Annotated in this window: 8 protein-coding genes and 1 tRNA gene; 1 reads left to right on the top strand and 8 read right to left on the bottom strand. The window is 58.8% G+C overall.

What is annotated here, in order from left to right:
* The first annotated feature begins 11 nt into the window (after nucleotides 1–11).
* Nucleotides 12–87 (top strand) — tRNA-Val (locus ACFSQT_RS38785).
* A 133-nt stretch (nucleotides 88–220) separates the two neighbouring features.
* Here ACFSQT_RS38785 and ACFSQT_RS38780 read toward each other — a convergent pair.
* The 8 genes from ACFSQT_RS38780 to ACFSQT_RS38745 all read right to left on the bottom strand — a co-directional run bounded on the left by ACFSQT_RS38780 (nucleotide 221) and on the right by ACFSQT_RS38745 (nucleotide 16,927).
* Nucleotides 221–3,694, bottom strand: a complete 3,474-nt coding sequence (locus ACFSQT_RS38780; protein ID WP_379027247.1) for a beta strand repeat-containing protein — start codon at nucleotides 3,692–3,694, stop codon at nucleotides 221–223.
* Between the two features lie 38 nt (nucleotides 3,695–3,732).
* A complete protein-coding gene (locus ACFSQT_RS38775; protein WP_379027246.1) occupies nucleotides 3,733–4,323 on the bottom strand; it encodes a hypothetical protein in 591 nt (196 codons plus the stop codon).
* Nucleotides 4,324–4,909: 586 nt separating this feature from the next.
* Nucleotides 4,910–7,186, bottom strand: a complete 2,277-nt coding sequence (locus ACFSQT_RS38770; protein ID WP_379027245.1) for a beta strand repeat-containing protein — start codon at nucleotides 7,184–7,186, stop codon at nucleotides 4,910–4,912.
* 395 nt (nucleotides 7,187–7,581) lie between these two features.
* Entirely contained in the window at nucleotides 7,582–9,510 is a 1,929-nt protein-coding gene (locus tag ACFSQT_RS38765; protein ID WP_379027244.1) for a calcium-binding protein, read from the bottom strand.
* Nucleotides 9,511–9,642: 132 nt separating this feature from the next.
* A complete protein-coding gene (locus ACFSQT_RS38760; RefSeq protein ID WP_379027243.1) occupies nucleotides 9,643–10,848 on the bottom strand; it encodes a calcium-binding protein in 1,206 nt (401 codons plus the stop codon).
* The gene (locus tag ACFSQT_RS38755) at nucleotides 10,832–11,788 is read right to left on the bottom strand and encodes a hypothetical protein (RefSeq protein ID WP_379027242.1); all 957 of its coding nucleotides are present in this window, start codon (nucleotides 11,786–11,788) and stop codon (nucleotides 10,832–10,834) included. Before ACFSQT_RS38755 ends, ACFSQT_RS38760 begins: the two co-directional genes overlap by 17 nt.
* Before the next feature lie 95 nt (nucleotides 11,789–11,883).
* On the bottom strand, nucleotides 11,884–13,596 hold the full coding sequence (locus ACFSQT_RS38750) for a calcium-binding protein (RefSeq protein ID WP_379027241.1): 1,713 nt from the start codon (nucleotides 13,594–13,596) through the stop codon (nucleotides 11,884–11,886).
* A gap of 451 nt (nucleotides 13,597–14,047) precedes the next feature.
* The gene (locus ACFSQT_RS38745; RefSeq protein WP_379027240.1) at nucleotides 14,048–16,927 is read right to left on the bottom strand and encodes a hypothetical protein; all 2,880 of its coding nucleotides are present in this window, start codon (nucleotides 16,925–16,927) and stop codon (nucleotides 14,048–14,050) included.
* Nucleotides 16,928–17,013: the final 86 nt, after the last annotated feature.

The raw sequence follows: 17,013 nt of genomic DNA, 5'->3' as shown, positions 1-17,013 counted from the left end.
CGGCCCGGAGCGGGCGATTAGCTCAGTTGGTAGAGCGCTTCGTTTACACCGAAGATGTCGGCGGTTCGAGCCCGTCATCGCCCACCAGATTTCTCCAACAAAAAGCCCTGTGGCGCTTCCCCTGGAGCCAGCAACCGCACAGCCTCAACTGGCGTCGAGAGCCCGTCACACAGTCCTTGATGTGGCGGGCCCCATGTGACGGGCTGTTTGCGTTACCTCCTCACACCACGACGAAATCGGCGTTGGTGAGCGCGAGGTTTGCGGCGAGCGTGGCGAAGTGGGTGGAACCGCCCGCCGCATTGCCGTTGCTGTCATAGGTGAGCCAGCCGGTGTCGGTCTCATAGATGATGTGATCGTCACCGTCGCCGGCAAGACCAGTGGTGTTCTTGACGAACTGGTTGGCCGTCAGCGTGCCGTTGCCGCCAAGCGCTGCAAAGATCAAATTGTCGGCCTGGATGGTGTCGTCGACCACCGCGAAGTCGGTGATGGTATCGACATTGGTCAACGCGTCGAGCGCTGTATGGAAAACGAAGAAGTCGCTGCCAGTTCCGCCGATCAGTGTGTCGTTGCCCAGGTGGCCGTCGAGGACGTCGTTGCCCGCGCCGGCAGTCAGGATGTTGTCATGCCCGCCGCCAAATATCTGATCCGCAAACTGCGTACCGGTGACATTGCGGATATTGGTTACGACATCCGTATTCCCAAACGAATCCGTTGCGGTATCGGCTGCCACCCCGAGTTGCGCGCCGCCAGCCCAGAGATTGACGACGATACCATGTACGGCGCCGCTGTTGACGTCGGTACTGTAGTCGACCGTGTCAAGGCCGGAATTGCCATTGATCGTATCATTTCCACGTCCGCCAATCAGCCTGTCGTCGCCTGAGTTGCCGTTGATGATGTCATTCCCGTCTCCCCCAATGAGCGTGTCGTTCCCGTCCCTGCCGCTTATTGTATCGTTGCCGCCTCCACCGATGAGAACGTTGACGAAACCATCGCCGGTCAATGTGTCGCCACCACTGCCGCCGGTGACATTCTCGATGTTGCGAATAGTATCTTCCGCGATCCCGCCGATCGTGACTTGAGCGTCAACGGCATTGGTTAGACTTACAGCAACAGCAGCGACCTGGTTGCTGTAGTCGGCCGTGTCGAGACCATCTCCACCATCCATAACATCATGACCGAGGCCTCCTCTGAAGATGTCGTTGCCGCCGAGGCCCAAAAGTGTATTTACACCGCTGTTGCCAGTGATGATGTTGGCAATCGAATTGCCGGTGCCGTTGATGTTCGCCGCGCCTGTCAGTGTCAGGGTCTCCAGCTCCTGGCCGGAGAGATTGAAGGAGACGGAACTGAAGACGTTGTCGGTGCCCTGGCCGATGGTCTCAACCACATGGTCGCCCGCATTGTCGACATAATAGGTGTCGTTGCCGATGCCGCCTTGCATGGTGTCGGCGCCGGCCTTGCCGTCCAGCGTATCGTTGCCGCCGAGACCGGTCAGCGTGTTGATGCCTGAATTGCCGGTGATGACGTTGGCGATCGAATTGCCGGTGCCGTTGATGGACGCCGCGCCGGTCAATGTCAGGGTCTCCAGTTCCTGGCCGGAGAGGTTGAAGCTGACCGAACTGAAGACGTTGTCGGTGCCCTGGCCAGTCGCGTCTATGGCTTTGTCGCCGGCATTGTCGACATAGTAGGTGTCGCTGCCGAGACCGCCCTGCATGGTGTCGGCGCCACCAAGGCCGTTGATGATGTTGTTGCCGCTGTTGCCGGTGATGATGTTGGCAATCGAGTTGCCGGTACCGTTGATGGACGCTGCGCCGGTCAGCGTCAGGGTTTCCAGTTCCTGGCCGGAGAGGTTGAAGGTGACCGAACTGAAGACGTTGTCGGTGCCCTGGCCAGTCACGTCGATGACTTGGTCGCCCACATTGTCGACATAGTAGGTGTCGTTGCCGAGACCGCCCTGCATGGTGTCGGCGCCACCAAGGCCGTTGATGATGTTGTTGCCGCTGTTGCCGGTGATGATGTTGGCAATCGAGTTGCCGGTACCGTTGATGGACACCGCGCCGGTCAATGTCAGGGTCTCCAGTTCCTGGCCGGAAAGATTGAAGGTGACCGAACTGAAGACGCTGTCGGTGCCCTGGCCAGTCACGTCGATGACTTGGTCGCCCACATTGTCGACATAGTAGGTGTCGTTGCCGAGACCGCCCTGCATGGTGTCGGCGCCACCAAGGCCGTTGATGATGTTGTTGCCGCTGTTGCCGGTGATGATGTTGGCAATCGAGTTGCCGGTACCGTTGATGGACGCTGCGCCGGTCAGCGTCAGGGTTTCCAGTTCCTGGCCGGAGAGGTTGAAGGTGACCGAACTGAAGACGTTGTCGGTGCCCTGGCCAGTCGCGTCTATGGCTTTGTCGCCGGCATTGTCGACATAGTAGGTGTCGTTGCCGAGACCGCCCTGCATGGTGTCGGCGCCGCCAAGGCCGTTGATGATGTTGTTGCCGCTGTTGCCGGTGATGATGTTGGCAATGGAATTACCGGTGCCGTTGATGGACACCGCGCCGGTCAATGTCAGGGTCTCCAGTTCCTGGCCGGAAAGATTGAAGGTGACCGAACTGAAGACGCTGTCGGTGCCCTGGCCAGTCACGTCGATGACTTGGTCGCCCACATTGTCGACATAGTAGGTGTCGTTGCCTTGAGCGCCGCTCATCGTGTCGGCGCCGCCAAGGCCATTGATGGTGTCGTCGCCGCCATCGCCCTCCAGTTGGTTCTCACCATCATCGCCAGTAAGAATGTCGCCAAACATGGTGCCGCGAACGTCTTCAATACCCGTCAACGTGTCGGTGTCGCCGAATCCGTCGACAGCGCTGCCTGTGTCTAGATTGACAGTTACCCCCTGGTTGCCGCCGTACCGCGCGTCTTGGCTGTAATCCGCCATGTCGCGGCCGCCGGCGCCATTGATCAAATCGTCGCCTGCAATACCTCGGATTCTGTTGCTCCCGTCGTCGCCAGTGAGTGAATCGTCACCGAGGCTTCCTCGGATCCGCTCAATCCCGATGAGTGTGTCGGTGGACGTGCCATCCCCATAGACCTCCACCGCCGTGCCCAAGGCCAGGTTCACTGTCACGGAGATGAGATTCTGGTCATTGGCATAGTGCGCTTCGTCGCTGCCGCCGCGTCCGTCGACAATGTCGTTGCCGCGGAAGGAACGGATAATGTTGTCTTCGTCATCACCGAGAAGCGTGTCCGCGAGATCAGATCCGGCGATGCCGGAAATGCTGGTCAGCGTGTCGGTATCGCCGAACGTATCCGTCGCGGTCCCGGCAGCCAGATCGACGGCAACCCCCTGCAGGCCACCCTCACCGGCGTACCAGACGTCATCGAAATCGCCCTGGCCGTCAAAAGTGTCATTGCCTGCCCCGCCGTGGAACACGTCCGAGCCATCGCCGCCGAGCATCGTGTCATCGCCGGCGCCGCCGTGAAGTTCGTCTTCGCCGTCGCCGCCCTCGATTGTATCGCTGCCGTCGCCCCCGGTCAGCGTGTCGTTGCCGCCAAGCCCAAGGATGGTGTCGTTGCCGCCCTCGCCATTGATCACGTCGTCCCCGGTCTCGAGCGCCGGGTCCCCGCCCTGGGGACCGCCAGACATGAAATCGTCGTCCGCCGTGCCATTGATGACATCGCTGCCATTAGTTCCAAACCTGTCGGCCATTTCACCCTCCCAGATACTTCAATGCAGTCGAAAATCGTTCATTGAGAACTTATGTGTGGAGCGACAGAAGCGCGCTTTGACCGGACAGGGTGGGATCGCTTTCGCCCGGTCAGAGCGATCCGGAACCGCCTGAAGCCAATACAGCGTGTGGCGACGCTTGTGATGCTCATCCCTGACGCTTCAGTGATCGTTGTTGGTGAAAGCGCGACCGAGAGACTGCCAGAAACGGTCACCGTGTCGTTGCCGCCGCCGCCATCTATGGCATCGGTTGCTTCTAGGTGATCTCCCACAACGATCGTGTCGTCCGCGGCGCCGGCCGTTACGGCGTCAGAACTGCTGTTGCGAAAATAGAAATAGTCGGCTTGGTCCGACCCCGTCAGCTGATTAGAAGTATCGAAACGAACGACGCTACCGTCGGCGAACGCGAAATCGGCATCCAGCAATTCATCTATGGTGACAGCAGCGAGCGTGACCGTAGTGCCGTTGCACGTCACTGCCACATCCGAGCCAAGCTGCATAAGCGTCTGCTTGCCGGCAGAGAACAGTCCATCGAAGCTTAGCTGATCCTCTGAAAAAGAGAACGACACTGTCGTTCCGGCTGCATCGGCAAAATTGATGATGTTACCCATTCTTGCCTACTCGATTACTTGGCGGACGTAGGTATTACGTTTCTTGCTGACGTCTAAAAAAGTTGAGTTAACAAATTTGTACGGAGATTGTCGGTATCGGCGATGTTTATGGGCGCCGCAAACCCAGCGGGCTTCCCCTGAAAGGCCGAGAACTTAAGATAGAGCATGCGATCAATCTATCGCGAACAGAGTCTCGGAAGACCATTCAGGAAAGCCGGTCTTTGATGCCGTACTTGGCGGCCTTATTATTTTTGGCAACTTGCTCACCATGGTACACATCCCTCACAATACCATGGGGTTTTACCCGGTGATGGGAGTAGCTCGGAGCTCGCTGCTGGCGGTTAGTCCGCTCTGCGCAACAAGTGACCCACTTCGGATGGTTGAGGCCTCCCGAATTTATCTCCGCAGCCGCCCTTTTTTGGGTAGCTTCCCCAGTTTTTCCCTCATTTTAGCGATATCTTATTTAAGGTTAATAGTCCAATACTTAATTCGGAGGTAGCTGTGGTCGTGGAAGGCAGATCGCCCCCGTGCCCGCGCCTTTTACTATCCGTCGTAGCGCAGGCGCGCGCATCCCTAACATTCGGCGTCACACCACCACGAAATCGGCGTTGGTCAGCGCGAGGTTTGCGGCCAGAGTGGCGAAGTGGGTCGAGCCGCCTGACGCGTTGCCGTTGGTGTCGTAGGTGAGCCAGCCGGTGTCGGTCTCATAGATGATGTGATCGTCACCGTCGGCGGCGAGACCTGTCGTGTTCTTGACGAACTGGTTGGCCGTCAGCGTGCCGTTGCCGCCAAGCGCTGCGAAGATCGCATTGTCGACCCAGATGGTGTCGTCGACCACCGAGAAGTCGGTGATGGTATCGACATTGGTCGAGGCGTTGAGCGCGGTGGTGAAGACGAAGGTGTCCTGGCCGGTGCTGCCGCTCAGCGTGTCGTTGCCGCCAAGGCCATTGATGATGTTGTTGCCGCTGTTGCCGCCAATGACGTTGGCAATCGAATTGCCGGTGCCGTTGATGGAAGCCGCGCTACGCAGCTGAAGGTTTTCGAGCTCCTGGCCAGAAAGGTTGAAGCTGACATAGGCCTGCACATTGTCGATGCCCTGGCCAATCACGTCGATGACATGGTCGCCGACATTGTCCACGTAATAGGTGTCGTTGCCCTGTGCACCGCTCATGGTGTCGGCGCCGCCAAGGCCGTCGATGATGTTGTTGCCACTATTGCCATTGATGATGTTGGCAATGGAATTGCCGGTGCCGTTGATGGACCCCGAACTGCGCAGCTGCAGGTTTTCGAGCTCCTGGCCGGACAGGTTGAAGCTGACATAGGCCTGCACATTGTCGGTGCCCTGGCCGATGGTCTCGATGACAAGATCGCCGGCATTGTCGACATAGTAGGTGTCGTTTTCGCCACCTCCACGCATTGTGTCGGCGCCTGTGCCGCCATCCAGAAGATCGACGCCCCGGCCGCCATACAACGTGTCGTTTCCGCCTTCGCCGTAAATTGAATCATTGCCGTAGTTCGGGTCGCCGTTACCGTCACGCTCATCGCCCCAGAGCGTGTCGTTGCCATCGTGGCCCATCAGCACATCGTTGCCGCCGCGGCCACGCATCGAATTGTCAGCCGCGTTGCCATAAAGCGCGTCGTTGAACGCCGTTCCACGCGCGTTGTTCACGCCGACCAATGTGTCGTAGCCGATGAAGAGGTTGCTCTCATCCATGTCTTGGGCATAGCCGCCCTGCAGATCGACCAGAACCGCACCGTCCGCCTGGTTGTAGTTGACCCGGCCTCCCGTCGCCCCGGCCAGGAATCTTACAACATCGTTTCCGGCCGATAGATAGAAATCCATGTAGCCGCCGAATGTGTTGGTGAACGAGGCATCGACGACGAAAGTATCGCCAAAGGCGGTGTCGACGATGGAGTGAATACCGGATACGCGATCGACACCACCTTGCCCATCCGCGATGGCAAAACCGATGGCGTTCGATCCGGCCGCAAGGCCAGCGCGAGCCTGCGCCGTAAGGTTAGCCACGATGGCAGTCGTCGCGCTGTCGTAGCGGACCTCGGCATAGTCGATGTCTGTGTTTCCGGAGGTCTGCGCAATGATTCTGTCATTGCCCTGGCCTCCCAGCACGCTACCGGCAACCACCGTCAAGGTGTCGTTGCCGTTGCCGCCACTCAAGAAATCGAAGTCGTCCACAGTGGCCGCCATGCCGCCATTGATTGTATCGCCGCCGTCGTCACCGAAAAGATAGTTGCTGCCGGCTGTGCCGGTGATTGTGTCGGCGAACTGGCTGCCTTCAGCGTCCTCGATGCCGCTCAGGGTGTCCGTGAAGCCCCAGCCGTCGATTGCCGTGCCGTTCGCCAAATTGATCGTTGCGCCATGCGTGATGATGCCGCCGCCGTCGACGTCAACTCCATAGTCAAGACTGTCGTCCCTATAGGAAATCGTATCCTCGCCGGCACCGCCAATTATGGTGTCCGCGCCGCTTCCCGCGAATACCAAGCCGCCGCTTGATCCCAGATGGATAATGTCGTTGCCTGCCCGGGCAAATACATAAAAGCCGTCATTTCGCATCGTGATGTTGTCTGCGAAGTGGCTGGCGTTCAGCCCCTCGACACTGTTGAGCGTATCGGTGTTGCCCAAGCCGTCGGTGACGACACCAGTCTGCATGTTGATGGTCAAACCGTTTGTGTAGGTCTCGTAGATAACAACATCGGTTCCGTCCCCGCCATTCACCTGGTCGGTGCCGCCGATCGCCATGCGAATGTAGTCGTCGCCGGCCAATGCGTTGATGGTGTCGTTGCCGACCAGGTCCTGAATGTCGGGATCGATGTCGTTGCCGATGGTTCCGTTGATGACAGCCATTTTAGTCCTCCCGCGCTGTTTGGTATTGCCCCAAGGAACATCGTAGCTGAAGGTTGCATTAGAGTCATCTCATACAGAGAGAGTCTTAGAGCCATTCTGTTTCTCGCCAACGAGGTATCTGGAAATTCGAGTGGCAATAGTATTGTTTGGCAGAACCGAAGTTTTTCGAGAAAGCACTACAGTTTGGAGGCGCCGGTCAGTCGCTTACTGGCTCGATTCTCAGGAACACCGTGAGGAACAGGAAGAACAAAAGCCGCCCCGGCAGAGGGCGGCTGTCTATCTGTCTGTATTTCTTGTTGGCTAGCGATTGGTAAGACGCCCGACCGTCACAACTGGATTCAGTTTAGCAGCGCCCGCTCCGGTCCTTAAGCAAGTTTTTGCTGCTATTCAGCCTCTCACACCACCACGAAATCGGCGTTGGTCAGCGCGAGGTTTGCGGCCAGAGTGGCGAAGTGGGTCGAGCCGCCTGACGCGTTGCCGTTGGTGTCGTAGGTGAGCCAGCCGGTGTCGGTCTCATAGATGATGTGATCGTCACCGTCGGCGGCGAGACCTGTCGTGTTCTTGACGAACTGGTTGGCCGTCAGCGTGCCGTTGCCGCCAAGCGCTGCGAAGATCGCATTGTCGACCCAGATGGTGTCGTCGACCACCGAGAAGTCGGTGATGGTATCGACATTGGTCGAGGCGTTGAGCGCGGTGGTGAAGACGAAGGTGTCCTGGCCGGTGCTGCCGCTCAGCGTGTCGTTGCCGCCAAGGCCATTGATGATGTTGTTGCCGCTGTTGCCGCCAATGACGTTGGCAATCGAATTGCCGGTGCCGTTGATGGAAGCCGCGCTACGCAGCTGAAGGTTTTCGAGCTCCTGGCCGGACAGGTTGAAGCTGACATAGGCCTGCACATTGTCGATGCCCTGGCCAATCACGTCGATGACATGGTCGCCGACATTGTCCACGTAATAGGTGTCGTTGCCCTGTGCACCGCTCATGGTGTCGGCGCCGCCAAGGCCGTCGATGATGTTGTTGCCACTATTGCCATTGATGATGTTGGCAATCGAATTGCCGGTGCCGTTGATGGACCCCGAACTGCGCAGTTGCAGGTTTTCGAGCTCCTGGCCGGAAAGGTTGAAGCTGACATAGGCCTGCACATTGTCGGTGCCCTGGCCGATGACATCGATCACATGATCGCCGGCATTGTCGACATAGTAGGTGTCGTTGCCGGTGCCGCCCTGCATGGTGTCGGCGCCGCCGAGACCGTTGATGACGTTGCTGCCACTGTTGCCGGTGATAGTGTTGGCAATGGAATTGCCGGTGCCGTCGATGGAAGCCGCGCCTGTCAGCGTCAGATTCTCCAGCTCCTGACCGGAGAGATTGAAGGAGACGGAACTGAAGACGGTGTCGGTGCCCTGGCCAATCACGTCGATGACATGGTCGCCGGCATTGTCGACATAGTAAGTGTCGCTGCCGATACCCCCCTGCAAGGTGTCGGCGCCTGTACCACCGTCTAACGTGTCGTTTCCTGTTCCACCCAATATCGTGTCTGCACCATCAAAGCCGTTGAGATAGTCGTCCCCGTCATCGCCCCACAAACTCTCGGCATCGATGTCCCCGACGATCTGATCACTGCCTGAACCTCCATGTATCTGGTTGAAGCCAGAGCGGCCATGGATCTCATCGCCGCCGTCGCCGCCGAATATCAGGTCCGTGCCGTCGCCGCCGTCGATATAATCGCCACCGGCGTCACCGAACAGCCTGTCCTCACCACTCGAACCAAAGATGGTATCGTTGCCGAGGCCGCCCGACATCACATCGTCACCAGTGGATCCAGTCAGCGTATCGTCTCCTTGCTCGCCAAGGACATGACTAAAATCCGTGAACATGTCGTCGCCCTTTCCGCCGAGCTTCCATACAGTTCCTCCGGCGAATGTGGCCACGTCATCAGCATCCGTACCCTCGCTAAGGGGCAGCAATGAATTAGCGGTCACGCCAAGGGAATATTGACCGGGGCTGCCAGCCGTCTCGGAAATGCCTACAAAATACACGCCGCTCGTGGCCACCGAGAACGTGAGGACGGAATTATATCCGACCCCACCATCGTAATCATCGGCGATCACCGTCCCCGCCGAATTCATGAGCTGCAGGTAGGAATTGCCCGCGTTTGCACCAGGCCTTTCGGAGCTACCGAAGAAGGTATAGGTTTGCCCCTCCTCCAGGCTTATCCTGATCCAATCTTGGTCGCCGAAGGTCTCGAACTCGCCGGAGATTGAAGCGAAGCTCACCGGATCGCCTTCAAAGGTGACTGTCGAACTCGTGTCTGCTGGAATGTCGGTCATAGTTGCCCCCATCGTTTGTCACAGAATAGTCTTCAATTCGAACGTAAGCCTTCGGCTCGAACGTTGAAAAGCCGCGCAGGTATGCTGCCAGGCCTCGGGCCAGCTTCAGTCAGTACGCGGCTATCAATTTCCTCACACCACGACGAAATCGGCGTTGGTCAGCGCCAGGTTCGCGGCGAGGGTGGCGAAGTGGGTTGAGCCGCCTGCCGCACTGCCGTTGCTGTCATAGGTCAGCCAGCCCGTATCGGTCTCGTAGATGATGTGATCGTCGCCGTCGCCGGCAAGACCTGTGGTGTTCTTGACGAACTGGTTGGCCGTCAACGTGCCGTTACCGCCAAGCGCTGCGAAGATCGCATTGTCGACCCAGATGGTGTCGTCGACCACCGAGAAGTCGGTGATGAGGTCGACATTGGTCGAGGCGTTGAGCGCGGTGGTGAAGACGAAGGTGTCCTGGCCGGTGCTGCCGCTCAGCGTGTCGTTGCCGCCGAGGCCGTTGATGATGTTGTTGCCACTGTTGCCAGCGATGACATTCGCGATCGAGTTGCCGGTGCCGTTGATCGACGCCGAACTGCGCAGCTGCAGGTTTTCGAGCTCCTGGCCGGACAGGTTGAACGAGACATAGGCTTGCACATTGTCGATGCCCTGGCCGATCGTCTCGATGACATGGTCGCCGGCATTGTCGACATAATAGGTGTCGTTGCCCTGAGCGCCGCTCATCGTGTCGGCGCCGCCGAGGCCGTCGATGATGTTGTTGCCGGAATTGCCGTTGATGATGTTGGCGATGGAATTGCCGGTGCCGTTGATGGAAGCTGAGGTGCGCAGCTGCAGGTTTTCGAGCTCCTGGCCGGAGAGGTTGAAGCCGACATAGGCCTGCACATTGTCGGTGCCCTGGCCAATGGTCTCAACCACGTGGTCGCCGGCATTGTCGACATAGTAGGTGTCGTTGCCGATGCCGCCTTGCATGGTGTCGGCGCCGGTGTTGCCGTCCAGCGTATCGTCGCCGCCAAGGCCGATCAGGATGTTGATGCCCGAATTGCCGGTGATGACATTGGCGATGGAGTTGCCGGTGCCGTTGATCGAAGCCGAGGTGCGCAGCTGCAGGTTCTCCAGCTCCTGGCCGGAGAGGTTGAAGCTGACATAGGCCTGCACATTGTCGGTGCCCTGGCCGATGGTCTCGATGACATGGTCGCCGGCATTGTCGACATAATAGGTGTCGTTGCCGGTGCCGCCTTCCATCGTGTCGGCATCCGCGCCGCCGTCAATGAAGTCGTTGCCGTCATCGCCAAAAATCGTGTCATTGCCGGCATCGCCGTAGAGCTGGTCATCGCCGCCAATCACGACAGTGCCTGTCTCCAAGAATTGCCAGTCGCCGAAGATAAAGTCGCCGCCGCCGCCGCCATGGATCGTATCGGCGCCACCCTGTGCCCCACCGCCGGTAGATAATTACTGCATCGCCAATGAGATGATCGTCGCCGGCACTGCCATTGATGATGTCGTCGCCGCCCGCGAGATTGCCGACAACCTGGTATATGTCGCCCACGGCATACGCGTCGCCGGATAACGTCAGCGTGTCATTGCCTCCAATGACAGTGCCGCCAAGGTAGACTCGGTAAGCATCGCCAAACAGCGTGCTGGCACTGCCACCCGCCAGCTTGTCGTCGCCGCCGGACAAGAGACCGGTGACATTGAATGCGTCGCCAAGACCGGTGCCTCCGGTAAGGGTGATCGTATCGTTGCCGCCGAAAACCGAGCCGCCCGCATTGATCCGCATAAAGTCACCCAGGGCGTAACCACCGCCCGCGTCGCCAGTGATGATGTCGTTGCCGCCGACAAACGTCTGGCCAGATGCGACGTTGCGGCCGTCACCAGCGAAAACAACATAGAAGTTGCCCGTGGTAGCTGTGTTTCCCAGGTCGACCGTGTCGTTGCCGGACAGGAAGGTCCGCCAGTAAAGATCATTCTGCTGCTCCGGCGTGAGACCGCCGTTGACGAGCGGCGCCAGCAGCGTCGCATTGAAGGAAAGACCCGTTATGTGCAGTTCGGCAAGCCCGTTGTCGTTGTTCAGGTCGAGCACCAACTCGGCAACGGTGCCGCCGGTGGGGGCGTGGACGACGTCGTAGGTAAAGCCCGTGCCGAGGATGTCGCTGTCATGGCCAAAAGGGCTGATCCAGCTCCGTAAGCTGGAAGTTGTTGCGTCCAATACGCCACCCGAGTAGTCGACTATGTCTTCGCTAATATCGAAATTCTGATCATTGTTGGCAAAGCTGACTGTGGCCAAGGCGATTTCCTCCAGGATATTTGCGGTCTTCTCGTTGACAAGGTGCTACACGCGCAATCGGGTGGCGGAGGCTGTCGTTTATGCTTGCTCTGCACCTACACCACGACGAAATCGGCGTTGGTCAGTGCCAGGTTGGCGGCGAGGGTGGCGAAATGGGTGGAGCCGCCCGCCGCACTGCCGTTGCTGTCATAGTAGAGCCAGCCCGAATTGGTCTCGTAGATGATGTGATCATTGCCGTCGCCGGCAAGCCCGGTGGTGTTCTTGATGAACTGGTCGGCCGTCAGCGTGCCGTTGCCGCCAAGCGCTGAAAAGATGGCATGGTCGACCTGGATGGTGTCTTCGACCACCACGAAGTCGGTGATGTGGTCGACATTGGTCGAGGCATTGAGCGCCGTGGTGAAGACGAAGCTGTCCTGACCTTGAGCGCCGGAGAGCGTATCGTTGCCGCCAAGGCCGTTGATGATGTTGTTGCCGGAATTGCCGTTGATGACATTGTCGATGGAGTTGCCGGTGCCGTTGATCGAGGCCGAGGTGCGCAGCGCCAGGTTCTCCAGCTCTTGGCCGGAGAGGTTGAACGAGACATAGGCCTGCACATTGTCGGTGCCCTGGCCAATCACGTCGATGACATGGTCGCCGGCATTGTCGACATAATAGGTGTCGTTGCCCTGAGCACCGCTCATCGTGTCGGCGCCGCCGAGGCCGTCGATGATGTTGTTGCCGGAATTGCCATTGATGATGTTGGCAATGGAATTGCCGGTGCCGTTGATCGAGGCGCTGGTGCGCAGCTGCAGGTTTTCCAGCTCCTGGCCGGACAGGTTGAAGCTGACATAGGCCTGCACATTGTCGATGCCCTGACCGATCGTCTCGACCACGTGGTCACCGGCATTGTCGACATAATAGGTGTCGTTGCCCTGAGCACCGCTTATGGTGTCGGCGCCGCCAAGGCCGTCGATGATGTTGTTGCCGGAATTGCCGTTGATGATGTTGGCAATGGAGTTGCCGGTGCCGTTGATCGAGGCGCTGGTGCGCAGCTGCAGGTTTTCGAGTTCCTGACCGGAGAGGTTGAACGAGACATAGGCCTGCACATTGTCGGTGCCCTGGCCAATCACGTCGATGACATGGTCGCCGACATTGTCGACATAGTAGGTGTCGTTGCCGAGGCCGCCTTGCATGGTGTCGGCGCCGATGCCCCCGTTAAGCAGATCATTTTGGCTCGAACCGATCAGGTGATCGATACCAACGGTGCCATTCAGGGTGATGCTCTGATGTGCGCCACCCCAGTTATCGAACGTCACGCCTGAAAGATCGATACTTGCACCGCTGACGATCAGCGCCTGTGTATTCGCCGTGTTGCCGACAATCTGATGAATATGGCCAGCGCCGATTTGCTCCGAACCAAGCATGGCCGTAAAATCGGAGTTCAGCGCCCGCAATATTTCCATCTCGGTGACAGTCGAGGTGGAGAAATCATAGACCCCGACGCCCCCGAAGCCTGCATTGAGATCAATGGTGTCGCTACCTGATCCACCGTCAAAGGTCGAACCGGCGCGGGCCGTATCTGATGGCAGAAACAAAAAGAAGTCGTCGCCGAAGCCGCCATGGATGATGTCGACGCCACCATAGGTGTAGAAGGTATCCATCATGCTCGAACCAGTGACGGTGTCCGCGCCACTGGTACCAATGAAGCTAATCGCATCGGTAGGGGGGGTCCAGCCACCGAAGGTCCATGCTTGCGCCGAAAAACTGCCTCCGGCGATCAGGCGGATATCGATCTCGTCGCCATGAAAGCTGCCGTTGATGGCGACCAAATTTGAGATTTTTCCCGAGCCAAATTGGCTGGCGCTGAAAATTGCCCCCGCATACACCGGCCCCGTGAAATTGATTGCAGTAATATTGGTCAAATCGTCTGGGGCGTAATCATGTGTCGTGGTGACGTTGAGGGCAGACATATGTTCTCCAAAGCGCTGGGGATGGCATCCATGATCGGTGCCATTTCAAATTACTTTTGGTGCAGCTAGTACATGTCGCCCAGAAGCGGTCCCGGTTTGGGGCAACCACATGCATAGAACAAAGACTTGCAGCGCGTAGCCCGAATCCGTTTTCAACGCGACGCTTTAGATCGATGCGGTCTATGTGCGCTCTGTATCCGGCCTATGTCGCCGAAATATGTCTTGAACCGGACCGCCGTTCTTCGAAGGCATTACTGCGTCGATGGTCAGTTGGATGTTTTCCCGATCCGCTTTGGGCGGACCGACAGGGTCACACCACGACGAAATCGGCGTTGGTCAGTGCCAGGTTGGCGGCCAGCGTGGCAAAATGGGTGGAACCGCCCGCCGCGCTGCCGTTGCTGTCATAGGTGAGCCAGCCGGTGTCGGTCTCGTAGATGATGTGGTCATTGCCGTCGCCGGCAAGACCGGTGGTGTTCTTGATGAACTGGTCGGCGGTCAGCGTGCCGTTGCCACCAAGTGCGGCAAAGATCGCATTATCGACCCACATGGCGTCCTCGGCCACCGAGAAGTCGGTGATGTGGTCGACATTGGTCGAGGCGTTGAGCGCCGTGGTGAAGACGAAGGCATCGTTGCCCTGTGCGCCGGACAGCGTGTCGTTGCCGCCGAGGCCGTTGATGACGTTGTTGCCGGAATTGCCGTTGATAACATTGGCGATGGAGTTGCCGGTGCCGTTGATCGACGCCGAACTGCGCAGCTGCAGGTTCTCCAGCTCCTGACCGGAGAGGTTGAAGCTGACATAGGCCTGCACATTGTCGATGCCCTGGCCGATGGTCTCGATGACATGGTCGCCGGCATTGTCGACATAATAGGTGTCATTGCCCTGAGCACCGCTCATCGTGTCGGCGCCGCCGAGGCCGTCGATGATGTTGTTGCCGGAATTGCCATTGATGATGTTGGCAATGGAGTTGCCGGTGCCGTTGATCGAGGCCGAGGTGCGCAGCTGCAGGTTTTCGAGCTCCTGGCCGGACAGGTTGAAGCTGACATAGGCCTGCACATTGTCGATGCCCTGGCCAATCACGTCGATGACATGGTCGCCGGCATTGTCGACATAATAGGTGTCATTGCCCTGAGCACCGCTCATCGTGTCGGCGCCGCCGAGGCCGTCGATGATGTTGTTGCCGGAATTGCCATTGATGATGTTGGCAATGGAATTGCCGGTGCCGTTGATGTTCGCCGAAGTGCGCAGCTGCAGGTTTTCGAGCTCCTGGCCGGAGAGGTTGAAGCTGACATAGGCCTGCACATTGTCGGTGCCCTGGCCGATGGTCTCGATGACATGGTCGCCGGCATTGTCGACATAGTAGGTGTCGTCGCCCTGAGCACCGCTCATCGTGTCGGCGCCGCCGAGGCCGTCGATGATGTTGCTGCCGGAATTGCCATTGATGATGTTGGCAAGAGCATTGCCGGTGCCGTTGATGGAAGCCGAGCTGCGCAGCGCCACATTTTCGATGTCACCGATGAATTGGGCGGTGTCGGCAAGGTTGATCGAGATGTAGCCGTTGACGGTATCGATGCCGGCGCCGAGGACCATACTGCCCTCATTGACCACGTCGCCCGCATTGTCGACATAGTAAGCGTCGTTGCCCTGCGCACCGATCATGTGATCGGCGCCCGCACCGCCGTTGAGGATGTTGTTGCCGGAATTGCCAGTCAGCGTGTTGCTCAAGCCATTGCCGGTGGCATTGATGCTGGTCGGCCCACGCAGCGCCACATTATCGATGCTGCCGATGAACTGGGCGGTGTCGGCAAGGTTGATCGAGATGTAGCCGTTGACGGTATCGATGCCAGCACCAAGGGCTGCGATGCCCTCATCGACCACGTCGCTCGCATTGTCGACATAGTAAGCGTCATTGCCGGAACCACCCAGCAAGGCGTCAGCCCCCGTTCCGCCGTTGAGCGTATCGTTGCCGTTGCCGCCAACGAGATAGTCGTTGCCGTCGCCGCCGTTGAGCGTGTCGTCATTGGCGCCGCCAGCGAGGTTGTCGCTGCCGCCCAGGCCATTCACGATGTCGACGGCATCATCGCCGGTAAAGCTGTCGGCGGCGGCGTCGCCGGTCACGGTCCGCACAAGCTGGAAGGTCTTTTGAGTGACATCACCTGATGTGTTGCCGCTGTAGCTCACCACGAACTGCGCAAGGCCAAACGCCGAGACCGATGATTGAGTGTTGTCATCCGCTGAGGAGGCGATTGTCAGCGGGTCGTGAGTGTCGGTGATAAAATCTCCGGTTGCTGGATCAACCAGTGCTCCGCGGATATCGTGATCATCGTGGACGGGATCGGAAAGGTTGGTGAAGGTCGACAGGACCATGCCGTTGGACAGTTGTGTAACGGCGACCTCGCTGTCATCGGTGGGCAGCTGGCCCACCACACTGCTATGCAGGGACTGTCCGGCCGAATCGAAGCTTGCCACCATTGCGTCGGTCTGTCCTCCCCAGAACACCTCACTGGCGAGCCCGATCGCGAAACCGCCGGATTGGAGTGCCGTCACATTCGGCTGGTGACCGGAATAGACCACGGCTGGCATCTTCCGCACGGAGCTGTCGTGGTTGTAGACGGCGTACCAGATCGCGCTGTTGCCGCCGGCGTCTATCCGCTCCCAGGCAACAGCGAAGCCGCCGTCGGCGAGCCCCGCCACGCTGGCGTTCTGGTCGTTGGCCGATGAAGAGTCCACGCTAAATGTAAAGCCGAAATCCCCGGAGGGGTTGTAGATCAGGATGTCATTGTTTGCCCCACCGATGGGCACCTGATAGGCAACGACAACGCCGTCGGCTACGGCGGCGACGTCGGGGTTCGAGGCGGTTGCAACCGAAATAGCAGATGGACCGATGATGATGCCGGTGGCCGTCTGCATGACCAAATCAATGCCCACGCCACTATGCGTTCCCACGATCGCAACGGTGCCATCCGTCAGCTGCGCGATTTTGGCATCGGGTGCAAATGAGGCGATAGTCTGGGGCTGCTGGTTGCCGGCGGCGTCGTAGAAGATGGGGACCGAATACCCTACCGGAACGTCGGCAACGGTCGCGAAGCCGCCGCCGGTCAAGGCCACTGTGTCCGAGTTCAAGGCGGGGTCCGCGGCCGGGAAGATACGCTCGAGCAGCGGCGCGACGGAGTAGGTGGTGGTCAAAGCCATGCCAGTCCCCCTTGGGCAATCCCCAATATTCCGAGCGCCACGGTAGATTATATTCCGCTAAAGTACAGGCCAAGCAGCACTATTCG

Origin of the sequence: Mesorhizobium calcicola (assembly GCF_042682105.1) — a bacterium.
Classification (GTDB): domain Bacteria; phylum Pseudomonadota; class Alphaproteobacteria; order Rhizobiales; family Rhizobiaceae; genus Mesorhizobium; species Mesorhizobium calcicola.
Note: the sequence above shows the minus strand (reverse complement) of the source record. Positions and strands in the feature narration are given on the sequence as shown.

Coding starts and splice junctions, on each gene's coding strand:
- ACFSQT_RS38780 (WP_379027247.1), bottom strand. CDS start 3,694: ATGGCCGACAGGTTTGGAACTAATGGCAGCGATGTCATCAATGGCACG.
- ACFSQT_RS38775 (WP_379027246.1), bottom strand. CDS start 4,323: ATGGGTAACATCATCAATTTTGCCGATGCAGCCGGAACGACAGTGTCG.
- ACFSQT_RS38770 (WP_379027245.1), bottom strand. CDS start 7,186: ATGGCTGTCATCAACGGAACCATCGGCAACGACATCGATCCCGACATT.
- ACFSQT_RS38765 (WP_379027244.1), bottom strand. CDS start 9,510: ATGACCGACATTCCAGCAGACACGAGTTCGACAGTCACCTTTGAAGGC.
- ACFSQT_RS38745 (WP_379027240.1), bottom strand. CDS start 16,927: ATGGCTTTGACCACCACCTACTCCGTCGCGCCGCTGCTCGAGCGTATC.